Origin of the sequence: Streptomyces sp. NPDC056160 (assembly GCF_042268205.1) — a bacterium.
Classification (GTDB): domain Bacteria; phylum Actinomycetota; class Actinomycetes; order Streptomycetales; family Streptomycetaceae; genus Streptomyces.
Map to the genome: position 1 here is coordinate 37330 of NZ_JBHJUW010000014.1, position 23866 is coordinate 61195.

The 23866-nt window shown below is 72.7% G+C and carries 24 protein-coding genes and 1 pseudogene; 6 read left to right on the forward strand and 19 right to left on the reverse strand.

Going from position 1 to position 23866, the window contains the following annotated elements:
* The first annotated feature begins 42 nt into the window (after nt 1–42).
* Entirely contained in the window at nt 43–693 is a 651-nt protein-coding gene (locus ACFC02_RS07630; RefSeq protein WP_376353598.1) for a hypothetical protein, read from the forward strand.
* A 109-nt stretch (nt 694–802) separates the two neighbouring features.
* On the opposite strand, the gene ACFC02_RS07635 is transcribed toward ACFC02_RS07630, so the two are convergent.
* Nucleotides 803–2086: an adenylosuccinate synthase gene (locus ACFC02_RS07635; protein WP_360971263.1), complete on the reverse strand. Its 1284-nt coding sequence runs from the start codon at nt 2084–2086 to the stop codon at nt 803–805.
* Between the two features lie 195 nt (nt 2087–2281).
* Here ACFC02_RS07635 and ACFC02_RS07640 point away from each other — a divergent pair, with 195 nt between their 5' ends.
* Complete coding sequence (locus ACFC02_RS07640; RefSeq protein ID WP_376353602.1) at nt 2282–3160, forward strand: diacylglycerol kinase family protein; 879 nt, start codon at nt 2282–2284, stop codon at nt 3158–3160.
* On the opposite strand, the gene ACFC02_RS07645 is transcribed toward ACFC02_RS07640, so the two are convergent.
* Both ACFC02_RS07645 and ACFC02_RS07650 read right to left on the reverse strand, forming a co-directional pair.
* Nucleotides 3151–3366 carry a Uma2 family endonuclease gene (locus tag ACFC02_RS07645; protein WP_376353721.1) on the reverse strand — a complete coding sequence of 72 codons (216 nt, stop codon included), beginning with the start codon at nt 3364–3366 and terminating at the stop codon, nt 3151–3153. The two genes, ACFC02_RS07640 and ACFC02_RS07645, sit on opposite strands and share 10 nt — an antisense overlap.
* A gap of 247 nt (nt 3367–3613) precedes the next feature.
* Nucleotides 3614–4105, reverse strand: coding sequence for a GbsR/MarR family transcriptional regulator (locus tag ACFC02_RS07650; protein WP_376353605.1), 492 nt, complete (start codon nt 4103–4105; stop codon nt 3614–3616).
* A gap of 91 nt (nt 4106–4196) precedes the next feature.
* Here ACFC02_RS07650 and ACFC02_RS07655 point away from each other — a divergent pair, with 91 nt between their 5' ends.
* The gene (locus tag ACFC02_RS07655) at nt 4197–5132 is read left to right on the forward strand and encodes an ATP-binding cassette domain-containing protein (protein WP_376353608.1); all 936 of its coding nucleotides are present in this window, start codon (nt 4197–4199) and stop codon (nt 5130–5132) included.
* Nucleotides 5129–6736: an ABC transporter permease gene (locus ACFC02_RS07660; RefSeq protein WP_376353611.1), complete on the forward strand. Its 1608-nt coding sequence runs from the start codon at nt 5129–5131 to the stop codon at nt 6734–6736. Before ACFC02_RS07655 ends, ACFC02_RS07660 begins: the two co-directional genes overlap by 4 nt.
* Nucleotides 6737–6747: 11 nt before the next feature.
* Here ACFC02_RS07660 and ACFC02_RS07665 read toward each other — a convergent pair.
* The 3 genes and pseudogenes from ACFC02_RS07665 to ACFC02_RS07675 all read right to left on the reverse strand — a co-directional run.
* A pseudogene (locus tag ACFC02_RS07665) lies at nt 6748–6999 on the reverse strand (Uma2 family endonuclease); the annotation flags it as partial.
* A gap of 77 nt (nt 7000–7076) precedes the next feature.
* The gene (locus ACFC02_RS07670) at nt 7077–8297 is read right to left on the reverse strand and encodes a cytochrome P450 (RefSeq protein WP_376353614.1); all 1221 of its coding nucleotides are present in this window, start codon (nt 8295–8297) and stop codon (nt 7077–7079) included.
* A 62-nt stretch (nt 8298–8359) separates the two neighbouring features.
* Nucleotides 8360–9382 (reverse strand): YeiH family protein, encoded by a 1023-nt coding sequence (locus ACFC02_RS07675; RefSeq protein ID WP_376353617.1) that lies wholly within the window; start codon nt 9380–9382, stop codon nt 8360–8362.
* 119 nt (nt 9383–9501) lie between these two features.
* Between ACFC02_RS07675 and ACFC02_RS07680 the strand changes: the two genes are divergently transcribed.
* Nucleotides 9502–10401, forward strand: coding sequence for a LysR family transcriptional regulator (locus ACFC02_RS07680; RefSeq protein WP_376353620.1), 900 nt, complete (start codon nt 9502–9504; stop codon nt 10399–10401).
* A gap of 17 nt (nt 10402–10418) precedes the next feature.
* Here ACFC02_RS07680 and ACFC02_RS07685 read toward each other — a convergent pair whose 3' ends face one another.
* From ACFC02_RS07685 to ACFC02_RS07695, 3 genes are read right to left on the reverse strand one after another with little or no spacing between them, the layout of a single operon-like run.
* Complete coding sequence (locus ACFC02_RS07685) at nt 10419–10607, reverse strand: DUF397 domain-containing protein (protein ID WP_376353723.1); 189 nt, start codon at nt 10605–10607, stop codon at nt 10419–10421.
* A gap of 39 nt (nt 10608–10646) precedes the next feature.
* The gene (locus tag ACFC02_RS07690) at nt 10647–10835 is read right to left on the reverse strand and encodes a DUF397 domain-containing protein (protein ID WP_376353622.1); all 189 of its coding nucleotides are present in this window, start codon (nt 10833–10835) and stop codon (nt 10647–10649) included.
* Nucleotides 10832–11686 carry a helix-turn-helix domain-containing protein gene (locus tag ACFC02_RS07695; RefSeq protein ID WP_376353625.1) on the reverse strand — a complete coding sequence of 285 codons (855 nt, stop codon included), beginning with the start codon at nt 11684–11686 and terminating at the stop codon, nt 10832–10834. The genes ACFC02_RS07690 and ACFC02_RS07695 overlap by 4 nt, the downstream gene beginning before the upstream one ends.
* A gap of 229 nt (nt 11687–11915) precedes the next feature.
* Here ACFC02_RS07695 and ACFC02_RS07700 point away from each other — a divergent pair, with 229 nt between their 5' ends.
* Nucleotides 11916–12347: an ATP-binding protein gene (locus tag ACFC02_RS07700; RefSeq protein ID WP_376353628.1), complete on the forward strand. Its 432-nt coding sequence runs from the start codon at nt 11916–11918 to the stop codon at nt 12345–12347.
* Here the strand turns inward: ACFC02_RS07700 and ACFC02_RS07705 are convergent.
* From ACFC02_RS07705 to ACFC02_RS07750, 10 genes are all read right to left on the reverse strand, one after another.
* A complete protein-coding gene (locus ACFC02_RS07705; RefSeq protein ID WP_376353631.1) occupies nt 12317–12991 on the reverse strand; it encodes a response regulator in 675 nt (224 codons plus the stop codon). The genes ACFC02_RS07700 and ACFC02_RS07705 overlap by 31 nt on opposite strands.
* Nucleotides 12988–14181 carry a sensor histidine kinase gene (locus ACFC02_RS07710; RefSeq protein WP_376353634.1) on the reverse strand — a complete coding sequence of 398 codons (1194 nt, stop codon included), beginning with the start codon at nt 14179–14181 and terminating at the stop codon, nt 12988–12990. The genes ACFC02_RS07705 and ACFC02_RS07710 overlap by 4 nt, the downstream gene beginning before the upstream one ends.
* A 262-nt stretch (nt 14182–14443) precedes the next feature.
* Nucleotides 14444–15118 carry a response regulator transcription factor gene (locus ACFC02_RS07715; RefSeq protein WP_360971292.1) on the reverse strand — a complete coding sequence of 225 codons (675 nt, stop codon included), beginning with the start codon at nt 15116–15118 and terminating at the stop codon, nt 14444–14446.
* Nucleotides 15115–16626 (reverse strand): sensor histidine kinase, encoded by a 1512-nt coding sequence (locus ACFC02_RS07720; RefSeq protein ID WP_376353639.1) that lies wholly within the window; start codon nt 16624–16626, stop codon nt 15115–15117. Before ACFC02_RS07720 ends, ACFC02_RS07715 begins: the two co-directional genes overlap by 4 nt.
* A 10-nt stretch (nt 16627–16636) precedes the next feature.
* Nucleotides 16637–17860, reverse strand: a complete 1224-nt coding sequence (locus ACFC02_RS07725) for an acyltransferase (protein ID WP_376353726.1) — start codon at nt 17858–17860, stop codon at nt 16637–16639.
* A gap of 35 nt (nt 17861–17895) precedes the next feature.
* A complete protein-coding gene (locus ACFC02_RS07730) occupies nt 17896–18801 on the reverse strand; it encodes an alpha/beta hydrolase (protein WP_376353729.1) in 906 nt (301 codons plus the stop codon).
* Between the two features lie 376 nt (nt 18802–19177).
* Nucleotides 19178–20170 carry an alpha/beta hydrolase family protein gene (locus ACFC02_RS07735; RefSeq protein ID WP_376353641.1) on the reverse strand — a complete coding sequence of 331 codons (993 nt, stop codon included), beginning with the start codon at nt 20168–20170 and terminating at the stop codon, nt 19178–19180.
* Between the two features lie 292 nt (nt 20171–20462).
* Nucleotides 20463–21680, reverse strand: a complete 1218-nt coding sequence (kynU, locus tag ACFC02_RS07740) for a kynureninase (RefSeq protein WP_376353644.1) — start codon at nt 21678–21680, stop codon at nt 20463–20465.
* Nucleotides 21673–22530 carry a tryptophan 2,3-dioxygenase family protein gene (locus tag ACFC02_RS07745; RefSeq protein WP_376353646.1) on the reverse strand — a complete coding sequence of 286 codons (858 nt, stop codon included), beginning with the start codon at nt 22528–22530 and terminating at the stop codon, nt 21673–21675. Before ACFC02_RS07745 ends, kynU begins: the two co-directional genes overlap by 8 nt.
* Before the next feature lie 297 nt (nt 22531–22827).
* Complete coding sequence (locus ACFC02_RS07750; RefSeq protein ID WP_376353733.1) at nt 22828–23829, reverse strand: LGFP repeat-containing protein; 1002 nt, start codon at nt 23827–23829, stop codon at nt 22828–22830.
* Nucleotides 23830–23866 lie beyond the last annotated feature (37 nt).

Genomic DNA, 23866 nt, shown 5'->3' on the forward strand with positions numbered 1-23866 from the left:
CGAGCGCCGCGCACCGCCCGAGCGCTGAGTGAGGAGCCCTCTTTGGCCTGCGACCTGTGGCTGGTACCGCTCGTCGACGTGTTGTGCCACACCCCCGACAACCCGTTCGCCGAGGAACTCGCGCAGTACAACAAGGCGCTCGCGGAGAACGGGTTCCCGCCGGTGCCGGTGTACCAGTACATGCCGGGCCTGTCGGGGGACGTCGCGCCGGTGGCCGGCTTCGACTACGACGCGCTGCACTTCCTGCGCCGCGCCCACCTGCTCCAGCTCTGCGGCCTGCCGCTCGCGCCGGTCGACGAACTGGGCGGTGACTACGAGCAGTTGCTGGAGATGTTCGAGTCGACGGCCCAGCAGTCCCACCTGGTCTGGCACTACGACCACGCGGGCGCCTACGTCCCCGTGGACTTCCCGCACCCCCTGTCCAACGACGAACTCCTCGCCGGCGGCGGCCCGCTGGGCTCCTCCCAGGCGCTGCTGCGCGAACTGGAGCACGTCGCCCCGTCCCTCGGCATCGACCCGGCCAACCCCCCGGCGCCCCCGGCCCCGCCGCCGGGCCCCACGGAACTCGAACAGCCCGCGGCCCCGGCCCCCTACGACCCGAGCCCCTTCGCCCGCGAACGCCACGTCTGGCTGGGCCTGCACGCGGCGGCGACGCGGAGCCTGGCGCAGGGGGCGATGATCGTCTTCAGCTAGGACTTCGTGCCGACGCCCGCGCGCCGACGCCCTCGCGCCTGCGGCGGCCGTCGCACGAGGACGACGGCCGCCGCAGGGGGAACGGCCGGAGGAACGGCCGGGCGGGCGGTCAGATGAACGAGTTGATCTCGATCGTCTCGTCCCGGCCCGGGCCCACGCCGATCGCGGAGATCGGGGCGCCGGACATCTCCTCCAGGGCCTTGACGTAGGCCTGGGCGTTCTTCGGGAGGTCGGCGAAGGTCTTGGCCTTCGTGATGTCCTCCTGCCAGCCGGGGAGGTACTCGTACACCGGCTTCGCGTGGTGGAAGTCGGTCTGGGAGTAGGGCAGCTCCTCGACGCGCTTGCCGTCGATCTCGTAGGCGACGCAGACCGGGATCCGCTCCCAGCCGGTGAGGACGTCGAGCTTGGTGAGGAAGAAGTCGGTGAGGCCGTTGACGCGGGTGGCGTAGCGGGCGATCACCGCGTCGAACCAGCCGCAGCGGCGGTCGCGGCCGGTGGTCACACCGCGTTCGCCGCCGATGCGGCGCAGCGCCTCGCCGTCCTCGTCGAGCAGCTCGGTCGGGAACGGGCCGGAGCCGACGCGGGTCGTGTAGGCCTTGAGGATGCCGATGACCCGGCTGATCTTCGTCGGGCCGACGCCGGCGCCGGTGCAGGCGCCGCCCGCCGTCGGGTTGGAGGAGGTGACGAAGGGGTACGTGCCGTGGTCGATGTCCAGCAGCGTGCCCTGGCCGCCCTCGAAGAGGACCACCTTGTCGTCCTCCAGCGCCTGGTTGAGGACCAGCACCGTGTCGGCGACGTACGGCTTGATCTGCTCCGCGTAGCCCAGCAGCTCCTCGACCACCTGGTCCACGGCGATCGCGCGCCGGTTGTAGAGCTTGGTGAGGATCTGGTTCTTGGCGTCGAGGGCCGCCTCGACCTTCTGGGTCAGGATCGACTGGTCGTACAGGTCCTGGACCCGGATGCCGACGCGGTTGATCTTGTCGGCGTAGGTCGGGCCGATGCCACGGCCGGTGGTGCCGATCTTGCGCTTGCCGAGGAAGCGTTCCGTCACCTTGTCGACGGTCACGTTGTACGGCGTGATGATGTGCGCGTTTCCGCTGATCAGGAGCTTCGACGTGTCAACGCCGCGCTCGTTCAGACCGCTCAGCTCGGAGAGCAGGACCGACGGGTCGACGACGACGCCGTTTCCGATGACGGGCGTACAACCGGGCGACAGGATTCCGGAAGGGAGGAGGTGCAGTGCGTACTTCTGGTCGCCGACGACGACCGTGTGGCCGGCATTGTTGCCGCCCTGGTAACGCACCACATAGTCCACGGAGCCACCGAGCAGGTCGGTGGCCTTTCCCTTGCCCTCGTCACCCCACTGAGCACCGAGCAGCACAAGTGCGGGCACGCGCGTACACCCCTTCCGGGCGGGGCATGTCCAAGGTCAGGGGCGTACGCGGGTTCACCGCCGCGTGCACCGTGCGACCGTCTTCGGCCGCGCAACCGTCGGACCGGATGCCCCGGAATAGACGAAGCCCCTGGCGCAATAGCGCAAGGGGCTCTTGCACAAAGATGCTACCCGAGGAAGCGAGGCAGGACCGAGGTGGCGACCTATCCGACGTCCGATCCGCTGCTCGTGGTCATCGACCCGGTCGCCCGGCGGACCGACGGGGAGTCCGTACGGATCGCGAAAGACGTGCTCAGCGCGGGTGCCGCCACGAAGGTGTGCCTGCCGGACGGACCGGAGGAATTCGCCCGCGCGCTGGCGCGGCGCGGCTCCCGGCGGCCGGTGGTGGTCGGTGACGACCGCGCGCTGCTGCGGGCGGTGACCGTGCTGCACCAGCGGCGGGAGCTGGCCGGATGTGTGCTGTCGGTCGTGCCGGTCGGGGGTGTCGTGCACCTGGCCCGCTCGCTGGGCGTGCCGACGGGGACGGTGGCGGCGGCGCGGGCGGTGCTCGACGGTGCCGTACGCCGCCTCGACCTGCTCGCCGACGACAGCGACGGGGTGGTGCTGGGCGCACTGCACATCCCGCCCCTCGGGCTGCGGGAGGCTCCGGCGGATGCGCCGGCGCTCGGCGCGGGGGCGGCGGCGGGCGCGGGCGCGGGCCGCGACTGGCTGCGGACCTGCCAGTCGCTCGTACGGACGCTGGTGGCCCGCCCGCCCCGGACGGCGGCCGACACCGTCCCCGCCCCCTCCCGGCTCCGCGTGGAGGTCGACGGGGTGGCCGTGGTGGACCTGGACCAGCCGGTGGAGGCGGTGTCGGTCGTCCCGGGCGCCCGCGGCCTCGCCGAGGTGGAGGTCCGGCCGCTGTCGGGTCCCGGCGCGGAGGCCTCCCCCCTGCTGGCCGAGGGCCGCGCGGTGACCGTCTCGGGTGCCCACTTCCGCTACCGCGCGGACGCGGTGGTCTCCGGCCCGGTGCGGACCCGGACGTGGACGGTGCGGGAGGGGGCCTGGGGGCTGGTGGTGCCGGCTCAGGCCTGAGTCTGCGGCGGCTGGAAGCCGTCGGCGTCGAGCGTGCAGCCGAAGGGCTCCGGGATGTACGACTTCTCGCCGAACGACTTGGTGACGCGCCCCTGGTACCCGTGGGGCGACGGCGACCGGAAGACGGTCGATCGCTCTTCCTGCATGTCGAGGAGAAGGTAGACGGGAACGCCCGCCCTGCTGTGGACGCCGGCCTTGTCGGTCAGGTCGTCCTCCCGAGTGGACGGGGGGTCAGCTCGGCGACGAAGGACAAGGCCCCACCGTCGAGCCGGTTGCCGGTGGAGCGGCGGGCACGTCGAGGAGCTCCGACATGCCCTCGAAACTGCTGGGGGGCTCCGTACCGCTCATCACCGGGCGCTCGTCATCAACGTCATGATGCGCCGTCCCTCGGATGCGAGCCGGCTTTTCACTCAGAGCATCCGATCGGCTACGCAATCGATCCCGCGCTTGCGATCACCCGAACAACCGTTCCCGATGAGCGCGCCAGCGGTCCATCATCGCGGCGATCTCGCCGTCGATGAACTCGAAGAAGGCCAGGGTCTCGGCCAGCCGCCGGCCGGCGGGGGTGGTGGCGCCGAGGCTGTCGACACCCTCGCGCAGCGCGTGCTCCCAGCGCTTGATGACCGCCTCGCGGCTGGTGAGCGCCTCGTACCACTGGTCGGCGCGCACGCGGTAGCGCTCGCGGCGCGAGCCGGGCTCGCGCTCCCGCGAGACCATGTGCACCTGCGCCAGATAGCGCACCGCACCGGAGACGGCGGCGGGACTGATCCGCAGCCGCTCGCCCAGCTCGGCGGAGGTGAGGGTGCCGCTGTCGGAGGCGAGCAGCGCGGCGAAGACGCGGGCGGGCATGCGGGGCAGGCCGGCCTCGGCCAGTTGCGCCGCGAAGCCCTCCACGAACTTCGAGACCGCCTCGGGGTCACGGTTCTCCGGCGTCTCGTCGGCCATCGCTGCTTCATCTCCCCTGGCGCTGCGGACCTCCGAGTTTATACGTTTCCTTAACTTCACAATTTTCTGAACTAAGCGTAGTTTCCGAAGCATGACGAAAGCCCACGGCGCCCACCACCGGGCGGCCGGCCCCGCCGTCGAGGTGTCCGCACTCCACAAGGCGTTCGGCCGGACCCCCGCGCTGAACGGCCTCGACCTGACCGTCGCCACCGGCGAGGTGCACGGCTTTCTCGGCCCCAACGGCGCCGGGAAGTCCACCACCCTCCGCGTCCTGCTCGGCCTGCTGCGCGCCGACTCCGGCACCGCGCGCGTGCTGGGCCGCGACCCGTGGGCCGACGCGGTCCGGGCGCACCGCCGCATCGCCTACGTACCCGGGGACGTGACCCTGTGGCGCAACCTCTCCGGCGGTGAGGTCATCGACCTGTACGGCAGGCTGCGCGGAGGCCTCGACGAGCGGCGCCGCGCGGAACTCGTGGAACGCTTCGAACTGGACCCGACGAAAAAGGGCCGCACCTACTCCAAGGGCAACCGGCAGAAGGTCGCCCTCGTCGCCGCGTTCGCCTCCGACGTGGACCTGCTGATCCTGGACGAGCCGACCTCCGGCCTCGACCCGCTGATGGAGGGGGTCTTCCAGCGCTGCGTCAGAGAAGCACGCGACCGGGGCCGCACGGTCCTGCTCTCCTCCCACATCCTCAGCGAGGTCGAACATCTGTGTGACAGGGTGAGCATCGTCCGGGCCGGCCGTACGGTCGAGAGCGGATCCCTCGCCGACCTGCGCCACCTGACGCGCACCACCGTCTGTGCCGAACTCGCCGGCCCGCCGAACGGGCTGGCCCGCCTGCCCGGCGTCCACGGCCTCGACGTACAGGGCCACCGGGTCCGCCTCCAGGTGGACACCGACAAGCTGAACGAGGTGCTGCGCTCGCTGAGCGAGTCGGGCGTCCGGTCGCTGACGTCGACGCCGCCGACCCTGGAGGAACTCTTCCTGCGGCACTACACCGCCGAACCGGCGCAGGTGACGCGATGAGCGCCGCCCCCCTCGCGGCGGCACGCGCCGGCACCGCGGTCCTGCTGCGCCTGGCACTGCGCCGCGACCGCGTGCTGATCCCCCTCTGGGTCGCCGTGAACGCGCTGATGGTCCTCTCCATGCCGCACACCCTCCAGAGCCTGTACCCCACCCCCGCCGACCGGGCCGGCCTGGTGCGGCAGCTGGCCGCGAACCCCTCGCTGCGCGCCTTGATCGGGCCCGTTTCCGGTGACTCGCTGGGCGCGCTGACGGCCTGGCGGGTCGGCGTGTACGCGGGAGCAGTGGCCGCCGTCACCGGCCTGCTCGTCGTCGTCCGGCACACCCGGGACGAGGAGGAGAGCGGACGGCAGGAACTGGTCGTGTCCGGGGCGGTCGGCCGCCGCGCGCCCCTCACCGCGGCGCTGCTGACGGCCGCCGTCGCGAACGGCGCCGTGGCCCTGCTGATCACCGCGGGCCTCGCCGGGCAGGGCGCGGCGGGAGCGCTGGCGCTCGGCCTCGGCGTGGCGGGCGTCGGCGCGGTCTTCGCCACGACGGCCGCCGTCATGGCCCAGCTGACGGAGAGCGCCCGGGCGGCCCGCGCTCTGACCGCGGCCGTCCTCGGGGCGGCCTTCGCACTGCGCGCGGCGGGCGACGCGACGACCGGCTCGGGGGCCGGGGGCGCCGGGGGTGGTGCGTCGGTGCTGACCTGGCTCTCCCCGCTCGGGTGGCTGGAGAACCTGCGGCCCTTCGCCGGTGAACGCTGGTGGGTGCTGGGCCTGTTCGCCGCCGCGACGGCCGGACTGGCCCGCCTCGCCCACCTGCTGGCCGGCCGCCGTGACCTCGGCATGAGCTTCCTGCCCACCCGGCCTGGGCCCGCCCGGGGCAGGCTGGGCACCGCGGGCGCGCTGGCCTGGCGCCTGCAACGGGGCTCCCTGCTCGGCTGGGGTACCGGCTTCCTGCTGGCCGGAGTCGTCTTCGGCGCAATGGCGGACGGCGCGGCGGAACTGGTCGGCGACAACGAGCGGACCCGGGAGATCTTCCAGCGGATGGGCGGCCGGTCCGGCCTCACCGACGCCTTCCTCGCCTCGATGACCCAGATCCTGGGCCTGGTCGCCGCGCTCTACGTCGTCTCGGCCGTGCTGCGGCTGAGCGGCGAGGAGGGCTCGGGGCGTGCCGAGCCGGTGCTGGCGGCCGCGGTGGGCCGGGTGCGGTGGGCCGCCGGGCACCTGGTGATCGCCTTCGGCGGCTCGGTCCTGCTCATGCTGCTGGCCGGACTCGGCCTCGCGGCCGGTTACGGCAGGCAGACCGGCCCGGTCCTGGGCGCCTGTCTCGTGCAGGTGGCGGCGGTGTGGGTGGTCGGCGGCGTCGCCGTCCTCCTCCACGGCCTGCTTCCCCGCGGTGCCGTGGCGGCGTGGGGGGTGGCCGGCGCGGTCCTGCTCGTCGGCTGGATCGGCCCGGCACTGGACCTGCCCCGCACGGTGCTGGACCTCTCCCCCTACGGCCACCTGCCGAAGCTGCCGGGCGGCGAACTGGGGTGGGGCCCGGTGGCGGTGCTGCTGGGGGTGGCGGCGGTGCTGGTGGGCGGGGGGCTGGCGGGGGGCCGGCGGCGGGATCTGACCGGCTGAGGGCGGGTGCGTCAGTCCATGTACTGCTTCAGATCCTCGGTGTCGAGTTCGATACCGACGGGAGCGGGGAGGACGGCCTTGTCGCCGAGCGCAACCATGTGAATCGTCCGGTACCCGCGGTGGAAGTCCGGCTCGGAGTGCACAAGGACCGAGCGGCTGTCACGGTCGACCAGCAGGTAGACCGGGATGCCCGCCTCACCGTAGGCCCGGGGCTTCTCCACCCGGTCGCGGCTGTGGGTGTCCGGGTCGTACGACGTGATCTCTCGCAGGCGCACACCAGCTTGGCGGGCGTTCGATCACCGGCGCGGGGGCTCCTCGCCGTGATCAGCCGATCGGGTGATCACCCCACCTCCACGCTCAGCCCCTCCAGGCCGCGCATCACGAAGTTCGGTCTGCGCCGCGGTTCCGCCGTCAGGCGCAGGGCCGGGGCCTGTTCCAGGAGAGCCGTCATGGAAGCGGCCAGCTCGATGCGGGCCAGGGGGGCGCCGATGCAGTAGTGGATGCCCGCGCTGAAGGAGATGTGGGGATTGTCGCGCCGGGTGAGGTCCAGGCGGTCGGGCGCGCTGAACACCTCCGGGTCGTGGTTGGCCGAGCCGAAGAGCAGGGCGATCTCCGCTCCCCTCGGGATCGTCGTGCCGTCGATCTCGATCTCGTCCAGCACCCACCGCTCGAAGAGCTGCAACGGCGTGTCGTAGCGCATCAGTTCCTCGACGGCGGACGGGACCAGGGAGTGGTCCGCGCGCACCGCCGCCAGCTGGTCGGGGTTGCGGAACAGAGCCCACCAGCCGTTGGCCGTCGCGTTCACCGTGGCCTCGTGACCGGCGTTGAGGAGCAGGACGGCCGTGGAGATCATCTCCTGTTCCGTGAGCCGGTCGCCCGCGTCGTGGGCCGCGATCAGCCCGGAGATCAGGTCCTCGCCCGGCTCGGCGCGGCGGGCCGCGATCAGTTCCCGGAGGTACTGCGAGAACTCCACCGACGCCCGTACCGCCCGCACCGCCGTCTGTTCGGACGGGTTCAGCTCGTACATCCCGCAGATCGCCGCCGACCAGGGACGCAACAGGTCCCGGTCCCGCTCCGGGATGCCCAGCATCTCCGCGATCACGGCGACCGGCAGCGGCTCGGCCACGTCGGCCAGCAGGTCGCCGCCGCCCGCGTGCACGAGCGCGGCGACGAGTTCGTCCGCCAGCCGGTGGACGTAGGGCCTCAGGCGCTCCACCGTGCGCGGGGTGAACGCCTTCGACACCAGGCGCCGGATCCTGGTGTGGTCCGGCGGTTCCAGGTCGAGCATCCCGTGGTCGTTGAGGACGTGGAACGGCTCGTGCTCCGGCGGGGGCGGGGTGCGGCCGAAGTCCTCGTGCGTGAACCGGTGCTGGTAGGTCCGGCCCAGCCGCCTGTCCCGCAGCAGCGCCGACACGTCCGCGTGGTGCGGGACCAGCCACTGGTCGCTGGGCTCGTAGTGGAACACCCGGCCCCGGGCGCGCAGCTCGGCGTAGGCGGGGTACGGGTCGGCGACGAACGCCGGGTCCCACGGGTCGAACGCGAGGTCGGATGCAGCCGTCATGGACGGACGATAGGACGTCCCGCCGGCCCGTGCCCACCCCCGTACGGGAGACGCACGACGGCTCACCAGGAGGCGGTGACGAACTGCAGGGCGAGGGAGGTGACCGTCACCACGCCCCACAGGACGGCGCCCAGGATCAGGGGCCGGGGACCGGCGCGGCGCAGGCCGCCGAGGTCGGTCGACAGGCCGATCGCGGAGAGGGCCACCGTGATGAGGAAGACGGAGAGCGTGTTCAGGCCGTGGTGCGCCGCGTCCGGTACGAGTCCGACGGTGTTGGCCAGGGCGGTCAGCAGGAAGCCGACGAGGAACCAGGGTACGAGGGCGAAGACGTTCGGGCGCGGGGCACCACTGGTCCTCTGCGCAGGGTGAGCCGCGGCCGGGACCGCGGCGCGGCGCCTGGCCAGCGCGGCCAGTCCCAGGCAGACGGGGATGATGAGCAGCGTCCGGGTCAGCTTGACGACGACCGCGTACTGGCCGGCCTCGTCACCATAGGTGGTGGCCGAGGCGACCACCGAGGACATGTCGTTGACCGCGGTGCCCGCGAACAGCCCGAAGGCGTGCTGGCTCATACCCAGCAGATGGCCGAGGAACGGGAAGAGGAGCACCGCCGAGATGTTGAACAGGAAGATCGTCGAGATCGCGTAGGCGACCTCGGCACTGGCCGCCCCGATCACCGGGGTGACCGCCGCGATGGCGGACGCGCCGCAGATCCCGGTGCCCACCCCGATGAGGGTCCGCAGGTCACCGCCGATGCCCAGCCTGCGGCCCACCAGGTACGCGGCCCCCAGGCAGGCGGCGAGCGAACCCACCATGACCGGCAGCGAACCGGCCCCGGCCTCCACGACCCGCGCCAGCGAGAGCTGGCACCCGAGGATGACCACCGCGAGTTGCAGGACGAACCGGCTCGCGGTGGCGATCCCCGGCCGCAACCGCTCGCCCGGCCGCCGCACCGCTGCCACCAGCACGCCGATGACCACGCCGGAGACCGGACCTCCGACGACGGGCAACCAACCGCCCACCACGGTCGCGGCCCCGGCCACGGCAACGGCGAGCAGCAACCCCGGCGCGCACTTGACGTCTTTCATGATCTTCACTGTGGACAGCCCCTGACCAGGCCGGTAGCCCACTGTTCAGGGGGAGGTCATAGCCGTGGGGCATGACCAGGCTCACTGACTGGGACCCGTTCCGTCCGTATGCTGAGACCATGAATGCTCCCCCGGACGTCGAGTCGCTGCGGCTGCTGGTGCTCGTCGGAGAGCTGGGCAGTCTCGGCCGGGCCGCCGGGGAGCTGGGCATCACCCAGCCGTCCGCCAGCAAGCGGCTGTCGGCGCTGGAACGCAGACTGGGCCTGCCCCTGGTCGACCGCACCCGGCGCGGCTCCCGGCTGACGGCCGACGGGCAGGTGGTCGCCGGGCGGGCCCAGCGCGTCCTCGACGAACTGGCGGCGTTGATGACCAGCGTCGAGGCGCAGCGCGGCCGGCTCGACGCCACGCTGAGGATCGCCGCGAGCATGACCGTGGCCGAGCACCTGGTCCCCGAGTGGATCAGCGAACTCTGCACCACCCACCCCGATCTGCACGTCGGCCTTCACGTCACCAACAGCGAGCACGTTCCCGAACTGCTGCACGGCGGTGAGGCCGAGATCGGGTTCATCGAGTCGCCGCGCGTGCCGCGGGGCCTGCACAGCAGGACGGTGGCCACCGACCGGCTGCTCGTCGTGGTCGCGCCCACCCACCCCTGGGCCCGGCGCCGCTCCCCCCTGACCACGTACGAGCTGGCCGCCACGCCCCTCGTCGTCCGCGAACGGGGTTCGGGCACCCGGATCGCCCTGGAACAGGCCCTGCGCCGGGCGGGCGCGGAAGAAGCCCGCCCGGTCCTGGAACTGGGCTCGGCGACCGCCGTACGCGGCGCGGTGATCGCCGGAACCGGACCGGCGGTGATCAGCGAACTGGCGGTACGGACCGACGTCGCCGACGGCCGCCTCGCCCCCGTCCACGTCGAGGGCGTGGAACTGCGCCGCTCCCTGCGCGCGGTGTGGCCGGCCGGCCGGTCACTGGTGGGCCCGGCGGCGGACCTCCTGACGATCGCGACCAGCCACCGCTGAGATCCCCTCCGGGTACGTCACCCGGCAGGCCGGGGGTGCCGCTTCACGGCCTCGACGAACGCTGCGAAGGAGGCGGCGGGGAAGGCGAGAAGGCCGCGGGCAGGGGCCTTGGAGTCACGGATTGCTATGTGGGTGGGGAGGGCAGCGATCTCGACGCAGGTATTGCCCTCGCCGCCGCCCGAGTAGCTGGACTTCCGCCAGTGAATTACGGCTCCTTCGTCAGTCGGAGGGTCCTCTCCCGGTGGTCATCCCCTAGGTCGGGGGTGCCGCTTCACGGCCTCGACGAACGCTGCGAAGGAGGGGGCGGGGAAGGAGAGCATGGCCCGGGCCGGTGCCTTGGAGTCGCGGACGGCTATGCGGGTGGTGAGGGCGGCGATTTCGACGCAGGTGTCGCCTTCGCCGCCATCGGAGTACGTGGACTTGCGCCAGTTCATTGCAGTTCCTTCGCCATGCAGTGGATGAAGTCACGGGACGCTACTGGGTCGAGTGCCGCGCTCTCCACCCTACGGATCAGGGCTCGCAGTTGGTCCAGCCGAGTTTTGCCATCAATGAAGGAGACGCCGGCGGGTGAGTCCCGCAGCCCGGTGTCCAACTGCGGCACTGGGCCTCCGGCGTACATCACGGAAGCCCCGGAACCGGCGAAACCGTCCTGATCGGTAGGGATGACCCGCACAGTGGCGCTGCCCTGCTCAATGAGGCTCAGAATTTGATGGAGTTGGGCACGAGAAGCAGCGCGGTCGGAAACGCGGAGCCGTAGTGCCATCTCGTGAATGATCGCCTCGTACGGAGTGGGGTCGTCACCCTCGATGGCGGTACGACGTCTCATCCGGTACTCCACCTTGACGTCCACGGCGTCTTCGGGAAGTCCAGGGTTCATGTAGGCGAAGACTGCACGGGCGTAGTCCGGTGTCTGAAGGAGCCCGGGGACCCGGGTGATGACGATGTCCCGTAGGTACGTTGCGTGGTGCTCCGTCTCCGCGACATCCAGGTTCACCGGGGGCAGGATGCCCCGGTACTCCTCCCACCATCCCCTCGTGCGGTCGGTCGCCATCGCGACCAGAGCTTCGATCAGCGCCGAGTCCGCGCAGGCGTAGTTGGCTGCCAGGCGGCGCACGCGTTTGGCGCTCACGCCTACGGTGCCGGACTCGATCTGGCTCATCTGGACGGCGTCGGCCTCCAGCAGCTCTGCGGCCTCCCGGGCCGTCATGCCCGTAGCCTCGCGCAGTTTGCGCAGCTCAGCGCCCAGCCTCACACGTCGAGCGGTGAGATGCCTCTTCGGCGGCACCCGGGCCTCCTTGCCTCAACTCCTGTGCGAGCTTCCCTCGTTCGAGCGCCAGAATACGGCAACGGGTTGCACTTTCCTAAGACTAGGAAATACCGTCGGTGACGCGACGCGCACTCTGCGAAACCCCGGGACGCCGGAAGCGCACCGCTCCGTCCTGCCATGGCGGGTGCGGCAATGCCACCGCCCGGAAGCCGCCTCTCTCCTCACCTCACCGAAACGGAGTCCACGCATGCCCGGAAACGAACCCTGGGAGTACTCCCTCTACATCCCCAACGATCCACGCGCCGTCACCATCAGCCGCCGCACCCTCCGCCTGATCCTCACCATGCACGGGCTGATCCGCCTCGTCGACGTCGCCGAACTGCTCGCCACGGAGCTGATCACCAACGCCGTGCTGCACACCAAGGGCCCTGCCGCTCTGCGGGTGCGCTGGTCGGGCACCGTGTTGCGGATCGGGGCGTGGGACGCGGACCCCGAACCACCCGACGCACCCGAGCGGTTGGCGGACCTGGCCGACGGCGAGGCCGGCCGGGGGCTCGGACTGGTCCGGGCCTGTGCGGACGTGTGGGGGTGGCATCCTCTCTCCAGGTTCGGCAACCGTGGCAAGTACGTGTGGTGCGAGCTGACCGGTCAGCCCGGTCTCACCAGCCGCGCCTCGTAGGCGAACACCGCCGCCTGCGTACGGTCCCGCAGGCCCAGCTTCACCAGGACCCTGCTCACATGGGTCTTGATCGTCGACTCGGCGACCACCAGCCGCTCGGCCATCTCCGCGTTCGACAGGCCCTGCGCGATCAGGACCAGCACCTCCGTCTCCCGCTCGGTCAGGTCCCCGTACGCCGACTGCGCACCGGACGGCGGGCGCGGCGGCTCGGACATCCGGGAGAACTCCGTGATGAGCCGCCGGGTGACCGAGGGGGCCAGCAGCGCCTCGCCGGCCGCCACCACCCGAACGCCGTCGGCGAGTTGCCGTGCCGAGGCGTCCTTGAGGAGGAACCCGGCCGCTCCCGCCCGCAACGCCTGGTAGACGTACTCGTCGAGGTCGAAGGTGGTCAGCACCAGCACCTTCGACGCGCCGTCCCCGGCGACGATCTCCCTGGTCGCCTCGATGCCGTTCAGCTCGGGCATGCGGATGTCCATCAGGACGACGTCCGGGGTCAGCTCGCGGACCTTCGTGACCGCCTCCCGGCCGTTGACCGCCTCGCCGACGACCTCGATGTCCGGCATGGCGTTGAGCAGGACGGAGAAGCCCTCGCGCACCATCATCTGGTCGTCCGCGATCAGTACGCGGATCGTACGGTCGGTCATGCGTCGCCCTCGGTCGGTGCGGTGACCGGCAGGAACACCGCCACCTCGTAGCCGCCGCCGTCCGCCGGGCCGGCCGTCATCTCGCCGTTCAGCATGGACACCCGCTCCCGCATTCCGGTGATGCCGTGCCCGGCGCCGGGTGATGGCTTCACCGAATACGCCTCAGGTATCGGACCGTTGACGATCCGCAGACCGAGACCGCCCAGCACGTAGGAGACCTCGACGCGGGCCGTCGCGCCCGGCGCGTGCCGCAGACTGTTGCTCAGGGCCTCCTGGACGATCCGGTACGCCGACAGCTCCACACCCGGCGGGAGTTCGCGCACCGCGCCGGTCCGCACCTTCTCCACGCTCAGGCCCGCCTCCCGCACGTTCGCCAGCAGCGTGTCCAGGTCGGCGAGGGTGGGCTGCGGGGCCTCCGGGGCCTCGTAGTCCTCGGCGCGGACGACGCCCAGGACACGGCGCAGCTCGGTCAGGGCCGCCACCGCGTTCACCCGGATCGTGGCGAACGCCTTCTCCAGCTCCGGCGGCGGGTCCTGGACCCGGTAGGGGGCGGCCTCCGCCTGGATGGCGACCACGGACATGTGGTGCGCCACCACGTCGTGCAGCTCGCGGGCGATGGTGGTGCGCTCCTCCAGCAGGGTGCGGCGGGAGCGCTCGTGCGCGGTGACCGTCTGCTGGGCGCTGACCGTCTGCTCGGCCTCCCTGCGTATGTGCCAGACGGTGACGCCCAGCAGGACGAATGCCGACACCAGCAGCATCGGTCCGGAGTTGTTGTCGAAGTGGTAGCCGAGCACGGCCTCGGCCGCGGAACAGTAGAGGGCGGTGATCAGCCACATCCACACCGCCGTGCGCGGCCGGGTGCGGATGGCCACGACCGTGAGCACGGTCAGGTAGGAGATGAAGTTCTCGGGCTGCCAGGGCCACAGGCCCCAGCTGCCGGAGACGATCGACGTGCCCGCGGTCGCGGCCAGGGCCAGCCAGAAGGCCAGGGCGGGACGGCTCAGGGTCACCAGCGGCGGAGCCAGGACCGCCAGCGCGTAGAGCGGGGCGGTCAGGCTGCCCTGGGCGCTCAGCCAGGCGGCGATCATGGTCAGCACGCCGACGGCCGCCACCAGGCCGTGCGGCGTCCAGGCGACGTACTCCCGGATCCGGCCCGGCAGCCGGCCGACCAGCGGGCCCTCGGTGCTCATGGGAGGCAGCGGGCGGTACACGGAGGCGCCGTGGAACAGGTCCTCGCGCAGCCCGCGCAGCGCGTTGGCCGCCAGCCGGTACTCGGGCTGCGGGGCTTGTACGGGCTGAACGCGCCGTCCGGCGCCGTCTGCGTCTGGGTCGTCTCGGTCACGATGAAAACGGTAGGCGCCGGCCCGGGTCGCGGTCGTCCCCTTTGAGAGGGGTCCTGCGGCCTCCCTCTCAGGTACTACGGGTACGCCCCGGCCCGCGCCGGAACGCACGTCAGTAGCCCGAGGGACGGACCAACCCCGACTCGTAGGCGAACACCGCCGCCTGGGTGCGGTCCCTCAGGCCCAGCTTCACCAGGATGCGGCCGACGTGGGTCTTCACCGTCTGCTCGGCGACGACGAGGTGCTCGGCGATCTCCGCGTTGGACAGGCCCTGGGCGATCAGGGCGAGCACCTCCGTCTCCCGCTCGGTGAGGACACCGACGCGGGCCTTCAGGGGGGTGCGGGGCCTGCCGTTCATCCGGGAGAACTCGGCGATCAGCCGGCGGGTGATCCCCGGCGCCAGCAGGGCGTCACCGGCCGCGATCACCCGGACCGCCTCGGCCAGCTGATCGGCGGAGGCGTCCTTCAGCAGGAAGCCGGAGGCTCCGGCGCACAGCGCCTCGTACACGTACTCGTCGAGATCGAACGTGGTCAGCACCAGCACCTTCGTGCCGGGCGTCCCCGCGGTGACGCGGCGGGTGGCCTCGATACCGCTCATCTCGGGCATGCGGATGTCCATGAGGACGACGTCGGGGACCAGTTCGGTGACCTTGGCGACGGCGTCGAGACCGTCCACGGCCTGGCCGATCACCTCGATGTCCGGCTGGGTGTTGAGCAGCACGGTGAAGCCCTGCCGGACCATCTGCTGGTCGTCGGCGATGAGGACGCGGATGGTGCCGCTGCTCATGGGGTCTGTTCTCCTGTCGCAGGCTGTGGGCCGGGGACGGGTGTGTCCTCGGCCGTGGCGGGCGGGGCCGGTGGTTCGAGGTACACGACGGGCAGGGCGGCCGGGTCGGTGTAGACGACGGGCAGGGCGGCAGCCCCCGGCGGGACCGGGACGGCGAGCGGGGCGGCGAGCGGGGCCTTGCCGTCGCGCGGCAGGAAGGCGGAGATTGCGAAGCCGCCGTGCAGGGTCCTGGCCGCCGTGACGTGGCCCCCCAGCATCCCCGCCCGTTCCCGCATGCCGAGCAGGCCGTGTCCGGCACCCGGGGACGGCAGGACCGGGCGCCATGGACGGGAGTTGACGACGCTCAGGTACAGGCCGTCGGGGACGTGGGTGACCTCGACCCGGACCGTCGAACCCGGCGCGTGCCTGAGGGCGTTGCTCAGCGCCTCCTGCACGATGCGGTACGCCGACAGCTCCACGCCCGGCGGGTACGGCTGCGACGTCTGCCGGGTGTCCTTGACGTCCATGGTGACGGCCAGCCCCGCCGTGCGGGTGTTCTCCACGAGGGCGTCGAGGCGGTCCAGGGTGGGCTGCGGTGTCTGCGGCGCGGCACCGGTCCCGGACTCGCCGAGCCCGTGGGGGTCGTCGGGGTGGGCGGAGCGCAGCACGCCGAGGACCCGGCGCAGTTCGGCGAGCGCCTCCAGGGCGTTCTGCCGGATGCCGGCCAGGTTCTCCTTCAGCTCGTCGGACGGGTCCTGCGTCAGGTGCGGGGCGACCTGCGCCTGGATGGAGATGACCGACATGTGGTGGGCGACCACGTCGTGCAGTTCCCGGGCTATGCGGCTGCGTTCCTCCAGGAGGGTGCGGCGGGCCCGTTCCTCTGCCGTGATCGTCGTCTGCTCGACGAGCTGGGTGCGCGTCTCGCGCAGGCCGCGCAGCACGCTGCCGACGAGGACGGCCACCGCGAACAGGGCGAAGGCGGCCAGCCCGGTCCCGGTGAAGCGCTCGGCGCCGAGGACGCCTTCCAGGCCGTATGTCGCCAGGCCGGTGACCAGCAGGGCCGCGACCGCGCGGCTGGCGGGCACGCGCAGTGCGAGCAGGACCAGGACGGCGATGTGCACCGCCATCTCCGGTGTGGTCCACGGCCAGCTCGGCCCGTCCGTCACACCCGGCACCTGGCCGGTGGGCGCAACCGGGACCGGGGGCGCCAGGCCCTGACCGGCCAGTCTGAGGGAGTCACGGCCGAGCAGCGCGGTGACCACCACGGCGCTCAGCGACAGCAGCCAGGCGGGAACCGGCCGCCACAGCGCCAGGACGACCGCCGTGGCCTGGGCGAGTCCGGCGGCGAGGCCCACTTGCGCGGTGAGCCGGTAGTTGTGGGCGATGTCCTGGCCGCCGGCCAGCGGCAGGAACACGGCGAGCCAGAGGACGACGAGGTAGGCCAGGCCCCGCAGCCACCGGTACTTCGACAGGGGCGGGGACAGCGGCGAGGGGCGGTCGCCGAGCGTCGTACGGAGGCGTCGGAGCACGCTGCCCACCCTAGACACCGTGTGGCCTTCGCTGTGCCGCCCTGCGCTCGCCCCGGTGTACCCGCACCACCCGGGACGGCCGGTTCACGGGGCGGCGCGGGCCGTGTTCGAAGCCGCGGAAGGCCGCCCAGCAGACGGCCAGGGCCAGGGCGAAGACGGGCAGCCAGGCCAGGCGGGCCGCCACCCAGCCCAAGCCGTCGGGGAGGGTGTGCAGACCGGGGAGGCGGCCCGCGAGGAGGCCTGTGGCCGTGGTCGCCATCAGTGCGGTCTGATGCCACAGGAAGATCGTCATGGCGGAGAGGTTGACCAGGGCCACCGCCGCCCAGGCCCACGGACGGCTCATCGCGTGGGCGAGCCGGTCCCGCAGCAGGAGGGCCAGGCCGCACTGCGCCAGGCCGAAGGTGACGACGGCCAGGGTCGGCGGATCGAGGTTGGAGACCGCCTCCCCCGGGACGCCGACCATCGACGCCGGGTACCCGGCCCAGGCGACCAGCGCGGCCGTCGCCGCCGCACCGCCGGTCAACAGCAGCCAGCCCGCGCGGCGGCGGTCCAGTTCGCCGCGGGTCCAGGCCGCGCCGAGGGTGAACGGCACGAGCCAGCCGGCCGGCAGGTTCAGCCAGCCGAGCCAGCCCGGTGCGCCGAGCCCGAATCGAAGGAGGTCCACGTGCAGGACGACGGCCAGCGGCCACAGCGGATTGAGCCGGGTCAGCAGCGGGGTCGCGGCCGTCAGTGCGGCGAAGACCAGGAGGAACCACATGGGCGACAGGGCCAGCTTGACGAGGGTGCGGACCGTGTCGGGGTCCGCACCGGTCAGCAGGAGCGCGACCGCAGCGGTGGTCCACAGGGCCAGTACGGCGGCGGCCGGCTTGAACAGGCGGGACAGCCGGGCGTGCAGCCACCTCCGGTAGGTGGTGCCACGGGCCTGCGCCGCGGCGTGGCTCCGCGTGGCCACATGGCCGCCGACCAGGAAGAACACGGCGAGGGTCTGGAAGACCCAGGAGACCGGAGTCAGCCAGGGCATGAAGTGCAGGGGACTCGCGGTGTGCAGCGTCGCGTGGGAGCCGGTGCGGGCGCCCGCGACCAGTGCCGTCACCAGCCAGTGGCCCAGGACCACGCCGAGGATGGCGAACGCCCGGAGCGCGTCCACCGACCGGTCCCTGCCGGACGGGGTCGCGGCGTCGATGCGGTGGGCCGCCGCCCGTATCCGGGCGAGCGCGGGTGCGTGGACGCGCACGGCTCTCGCCTGCCGCGCGGCGCGGGTTCGGTCGGTCACCGCAGCTCCTTCGGGGTGCCCAGGACGATCCGGGCCAGGTTGGTCAGGGACGGGGACCCGGGGGTGAAGTAGGCGCTGTGGCCGCCTTTTCCGGCGCGGAAGACGCGGGCCCCGAAGGCCGGGTCCATGGGGTCGGTGCCGAAGCCGACGGTCGTGCCGAACAGGTCGGCCCGCACGTGCGGTACGTGTGCCACCCAGTCGTCGGCGCCGCGGGCCGCCCACACGCGGGCCGGCGTGTGCAGCGCGGCCACGGAGCCGGCGCCGGTGCCGGGGCTGCCGATCAGGGCGATGTCGCTCACGGCCAGGCCGGCGGCGGCCCGGCCGCAGACCACCGAACCGTAGGAGTGGCACACCAGCGTGAGGTGCGGTGACCGGCCGGGCGCCGCGCCGACGACCGCCCGCAGATCGTGCACCAGCTGTCTCAGGTGCGGGGCCGCCTGCTCGGCGCGGCCGGTCGTGAGGACGGTGGTGCTGACGGTGCCCGGCGTCTCGTAGCCGAGCCAGGCGACGACCGCCGGGCGGGCGGTGGGCGGTGCCTGGCGGGTCAGCTCGCGGAACAGGGCCTGCGCGCCCGCCCGGAAACGGTCGTAGGTGTCGAGTGAGGTGTCGGACCCGGGCACCAGGACCGCCACGCGGTCCGCGTGCGCCAGGTCGCCGACGACCTCGGTGGCCCGGCCCGGGCCGCGCCCGTCGAAGGTGAGCAACTGCCGGGAGGGCGATGCCAGTTCCCGCTCGACGGCCGCGCGGTGCGGGTCGCCGTGGGCGGCGGCCATGCGGGAGGCCTGTGCGGCGTTGGCCCGGTTGGCCGCGTAGGCCGCGGCCAGTGTGGCCCGCGTCGGAGCGGCGAGCACCGCCGGGGCCGGGGCGGGGGTCCAGGGACGGGCCGCCGCCGACAGCGGCACGACCACCGCCGTGATGACGAGCACGGCGAGGAATGCGCGACGCCACCGGTGCGCCGGACGGCCCTTCGCCGCCTCGCGGGGTGCAGTGACACCCTTCGCCGCCTCGCGTGGTGCAGTCGCACCCTTCGCCGCCTCGCGGGGTGCGGTCGCACCCTTCGTCCGCTCAAGCCCCATGGCCCGCGTCCCCCTTCGTCGGGCCCGCTCACCGGGCTCGCCTGGAAGGGAAATTACGGACCCGGCAACGTCGTTCGCGTCCCGCCGCAGAGCTGTTCTCGGCCGTAGCTCTCAGGTATTACGGGTATGACAGGACCCGAGCGGCCGGGCCGAAGCGACCGGGACCGCCGGGACCGCCCTCACGCGCTCCCGTCTCCCCGGATCACCACGCCAGCTGTGCGATCTCCTCCGCCACCACCGCGCAGGCGTCCGCGGCCGGGTCGATCAGCGGGAAGTGGCCGACCTCCTCCAGCAGGGTCAGGCCCACCACCTCGCCGGCCTTCGCCGCCGCCTCCGTGTAGGACTCCGCCACGGCGTACGGGACGTCCACGTCCGCACGCCCCTGCACCACCGTCGTCGCGATGCCGGTCGGCAACAGCAGGGACGGGTCGGCGTACGGCCTGCGTGCCTCGAACTCCGCCGGACCGCCCAGGAGTTGCAGCGCGGCTTGGCCGCACACGTTCAGCTTCCCCGCGACCTCGAAGTCGGCGATCGGGGCGAGGGCGACCACACCGCGCAGCAGGGCCGGGCGGTCGGTGCGCCAGGGCGCGTCGGCGGGCAGGACGTGCCGCGCCGCCGCCCACAGGGCCAGCTGGCCGCCCGCCGAGTGGCCGGTGAGCACCGTGCGCCGGACGTCCGCCCGCGGAAGTGCCTCCCGTACGAGCGCGGGCAGCGCGTCGAGCGCCGCCGCCACGTCGTCGAAGGTCTCCGGCCAGCGGCCCGCGACCGGAGCCACGCCCTCCTGGCCTCCGTCCGCGACGGACGAGGCGGAGGAGGCGGAGGAGGCGGAGGAGGCTGAAGAGGCCGAAGAGCCGGAGGAGGCGCCGCGCCGGTACTCCACGTTGGCCACGGCGAAGCCCCGGCCCGCGAGGAAGCCCGCGAACGGGGTGATGTGGCGGCGGTCGTACGGGGCCCGCCAGGCCCCGCCGTGCAGGACCACGACGAGCGGCACGGGACCGGGGTCCGCCGGGGCCCCGCGCGGGGCGTAGAAGTCGATCACCTGGTCGGGGTGGTCGCCGTACGCGGCGGTGGCGTCCGGATCGACGGCCGGGTGCGAGAGGACGGCCTCCTCCTCCGCCGCGGCACGCGCGGCGGCGGCACCCCCGGCGGTGTTCTCCGGTTCTGCGGCAGCGCAGGGTGCGGCGGCGTCCGGCATGCTCCAACCTCTCAGCGAAGGAACGGAATTGACGGGACAGATCGGACGGACGAGGGATCGGTTCGGCCGTTGGCCGGGACGGTATCAGGCCGGTGACGTGCGCCGACACGCGGACGTCACGCTCGGTGAACCCCTTCTGGTGCGGGTCCCGGGACGGAGGCGACGGACACGCCTCCGCCCCGGGCCACCGGAGCGGCCCGCATCAGGCCCGCACCAGGCCCGGACCTGACCTGCACCAGACCTGCATCCTGGCCTGCACCGGGCCGCCTACCGCCGGCCGCCTACACCTCGCCTACCCCTCGTCGAGCACCACCGCCGCCAGCACCCGCGCCGCCCGTTCCACGTCGCCGAACCCGACGTAGAGCGGTGTGAAGCCGAAGCGCAGGACGTCCGGGTGGCGGAAGTCGCCGACCACACCGCGTTCGATCAGCCGCTTCATCACGGCCCCGGCGTCCGGGCACCGCAGGGCCACCTGGCTGCCCCGCTGCCCGTGCGCGGCCGGAGTCACGGACTCCACGCGCCCGGCGGGGACGTACGCGGCGACGCACTCCAGGAAGAAGTCCGTCAGCGCCAGGGACTTGGCCCTCACCGCCTCGATCGGCACCCCGTCCCAGACGTCGAGGGAGGCCTCCAGGGCGAGCAGCGAGAGGATGTCCGGTGTGCCGACACGGCCCCGCGGGGCACCCCGCGCCGGTTCGTACTCCGGGCGCATGCCGAAGGGCTCGGCGTGCGAGTTCCAGCCGGGCAGCGGGGAGTCGAAACGGTCCTGGAGGTCACGGCGCACGTACAGGAACGCCGGTGACCCGGGGCCGCCGTTGAGGTACTTGTACGTGCACCCGACCGCCAGGCCGACGCCGTGCTCGTCCAGCCCGACCGGCAGGGCGCCCGCGCTGTGGCACAGGTCCCAGACGGCGTACGCCCCGGCCCCGTGCACCGCGGCCGTCAGGGCCGGCAGGTCGTGCAGGCGTCCGGTGCGGTAGTCGACGTGGTTCAGCAGGACCGCGGCGGTACGGGAGGACAGGGCCCCGGGGACCTCGTCCGGCGCCACGGGGCGCAGGGTGCAACCGGTCATCCGGGCGGCGGAATGCGCGATGTACCCGTCCGTGGGGAACGTCGTCGCGTCGACCAGGATCTCGTCGCGAGGGCCGCCGGTCTCCCCGCCGTCCGGCTCGCGGGCCATCCGCACCGCCGCGACCAGCGCCTTGAAGACGTTGACGCTCGTCGAGTCGCCCACCACGATCTGGCCCGGTGCCGCCCCGACCAGCGGGGCGATCCGGTCGCCGGTCCGCTCGGGCGCGGTCCACCAGCCGCTCTCCTCCCAGGAGCGGATGCGCAGCTCACCCCACTGGCGGCGCACGACGTCCGCGACCCGGTCCGCGACGTGCGCCGGGAGCGCGCCCAGCGAGTTCCCGTCCAGGTAGACGACCTCGTCCAGCACGAACCGGTCCCGCAACGCGCCCAGCTCGTCCGCGGCGTCCAGCGCCTCCGCCCTGCTCAGAAGCTCAGACATGGGACCTCGCCGTCCACAGCTCGGGGAAGACGTTGTTCTGCGCCCGCTTCTCCAGCCAGGCCACCCCGGCGGAGCCGCCCGTGCCCGGCTTGGAGCCCATCGCGCGCCGGGTGGCGACCAGGTGGTCGTTGCGCCATCGCCACACCAGCTCGGCCACGTCCGTCAGCGCCTCGCCGAGGCGGGCCAGGTCGTCGGCCGGGTCACCGGCGTAGAGCGCCGTCCAGACGGCCTCCACCTCGTCCGAGGGCTTGTAGCGCAGCGCCACGTCACGGTGCAGGACGGCGTCCGGGACGGCGTGCCCGCGCCGGGCGAGCAGCCGCAGGACCTCGTCGTAGAGGCTCGGCTCGTGCAGCGCCTTCTCCAGTTCCGCGTGGACGCGGGGCGCGCCGCGGTGCGGGACGAGCATCGACGCGGACTTCTCGCCGAGCAGGAACTCCATGCGCCGGTACATCGCCGACTGGAAGCCGGACCCCTCCCCGAGGGCGCTGCGGTAGCTGTTGAACTGGGCGGGCGTGAGCTGCCCGAGTGGCTTCCAGGAGGCGTTCAGCGCCTCCAGTTCCCGTACGGACCGCTTGAGCGCGGCGGTCGCGGTCGGGACGTCGTCCGCGCCGAGCGCACGGGCCGCGGTCTCCCACTCGTGGACGATGACGGTGAACCACAGCTCCATGACCTGGGTCGTGACCAGGAAGACCATCTCTCCGGGATCGTCGGAGAGGGTGTGCTGGAGATGGGTGAGCACGTCCGCCCTGACGTAGTCCTCGTACGGCGTCGTGCCTTCGAAGTCGAGATGCGGGGTCTCGGGCTCAGCTGCCTCGGCGGGCGCGGGCATCGGGTGAGCCTGGTGGGACATCGCTGTCTCCTGCATGTACTCCGGGTAGCGGTCCGCCCCTGCCGATGCCGGCACGGGGGCCCCGGTCCCCACCCGCATCCTCCGCAGCATCGGCACAGATCGCAAGGCCGGCCGGGGCGGCGCCCGCCCCGGCCGGCCCGGTGCCGGAGAACACCCGGAAAGCACCCCCGATAGGCACCCCCGGTAAGCACCCACGGGTCAGTCGCGGGTGATGCGTGGATCAGCGGTGGACCAGCCGTGGATCAGCGGCAGGTCAGACGTGGATCAGTCGTGGATCAGCGGCAGGTCAGACGTGGATCAGTCGTGGGTGATCCAGGTGCCCTTGGCCGGGTTCCAGTGGATCGTGCCCTGCTGGAACCGCTGGGCCCGGCCGCCGCCGTCCTCGTCCACCTCGTCGGTGACCGGGTAGCCGAGCACGGCCTCGTGTCCGGCCGCGTGGAAGGCGTCGTAGATCGCGTCGTGGACGATGTGCGTCCCGGTCTGCGGCGACCAGAGGAACAGGCCCCGTTCGAAGAACTGGTAGCGGCCCCGGGTGCCGTCGGGCGCCTGCGCGCCGTCGGCCTCGTCCATCGTGGGGAAGCCCCAGCGGCGCTCCGCGTCCGTCGCCCAGAACCTGGTCAGGATGGAGCCGTGGACCCAGTAGGCCACGTCCGGGTGCCACAGGATGATGCCGTTGCGGAACTCCTGGAAGCGCCCGCCGAGGGAGGCGTCCGCCTCGGCGCGCACCGGAGGACCGACGACGCCGTCCGCGCCGCCCATGCTCGCGTACTTCGCGCCGATCGTGCCGTAGGGCCAGAACGCCTCGTCCCGCATCCGCCGGGCGACGTCCTCCGCCTGGTCGTAGCGGTCCGGGTACGCCGACCGCTGCACGGCCTGGGCGAGCTGCCCGGCGGTGCTGCCCTCCATGCCGGGCTCCATCTGCTGGGCGACCTCGAAGAACTTGCCGGCCGCGTAGTCGACGTCGAGGATCTGCTCGGGGGTTCCCCAGCCCTGCGAGGGCCGCTGCTGGAAGACGCCGAGGGAGTCCCGGTCCCCGCACGCCAGGTTGTTCATCCGCGACTCGACCCAGCCGGTCTCGAAACCGGCGAGCATCACCTTGTCGGACACGTTCATGCGCTGGCCCACCTCGTAGACCTTGCGCGTCACGGCGATGTCCCGGTCGGCGGGGACGTCGCAGTACGCCTCGGCGGGCGCCGCGTTCCGCAGGGGACCGGGCACCGGGTGCCCGCCCCGCGCCTGCGCGCTCCCGCCGCCGAGCGCGGTCAGGGCGGCGGCCGTGACCAGCGCCGCCACGAGCAGGGACCTCGCGCGCCGGGCGGCACGACGGCCGCCGCTC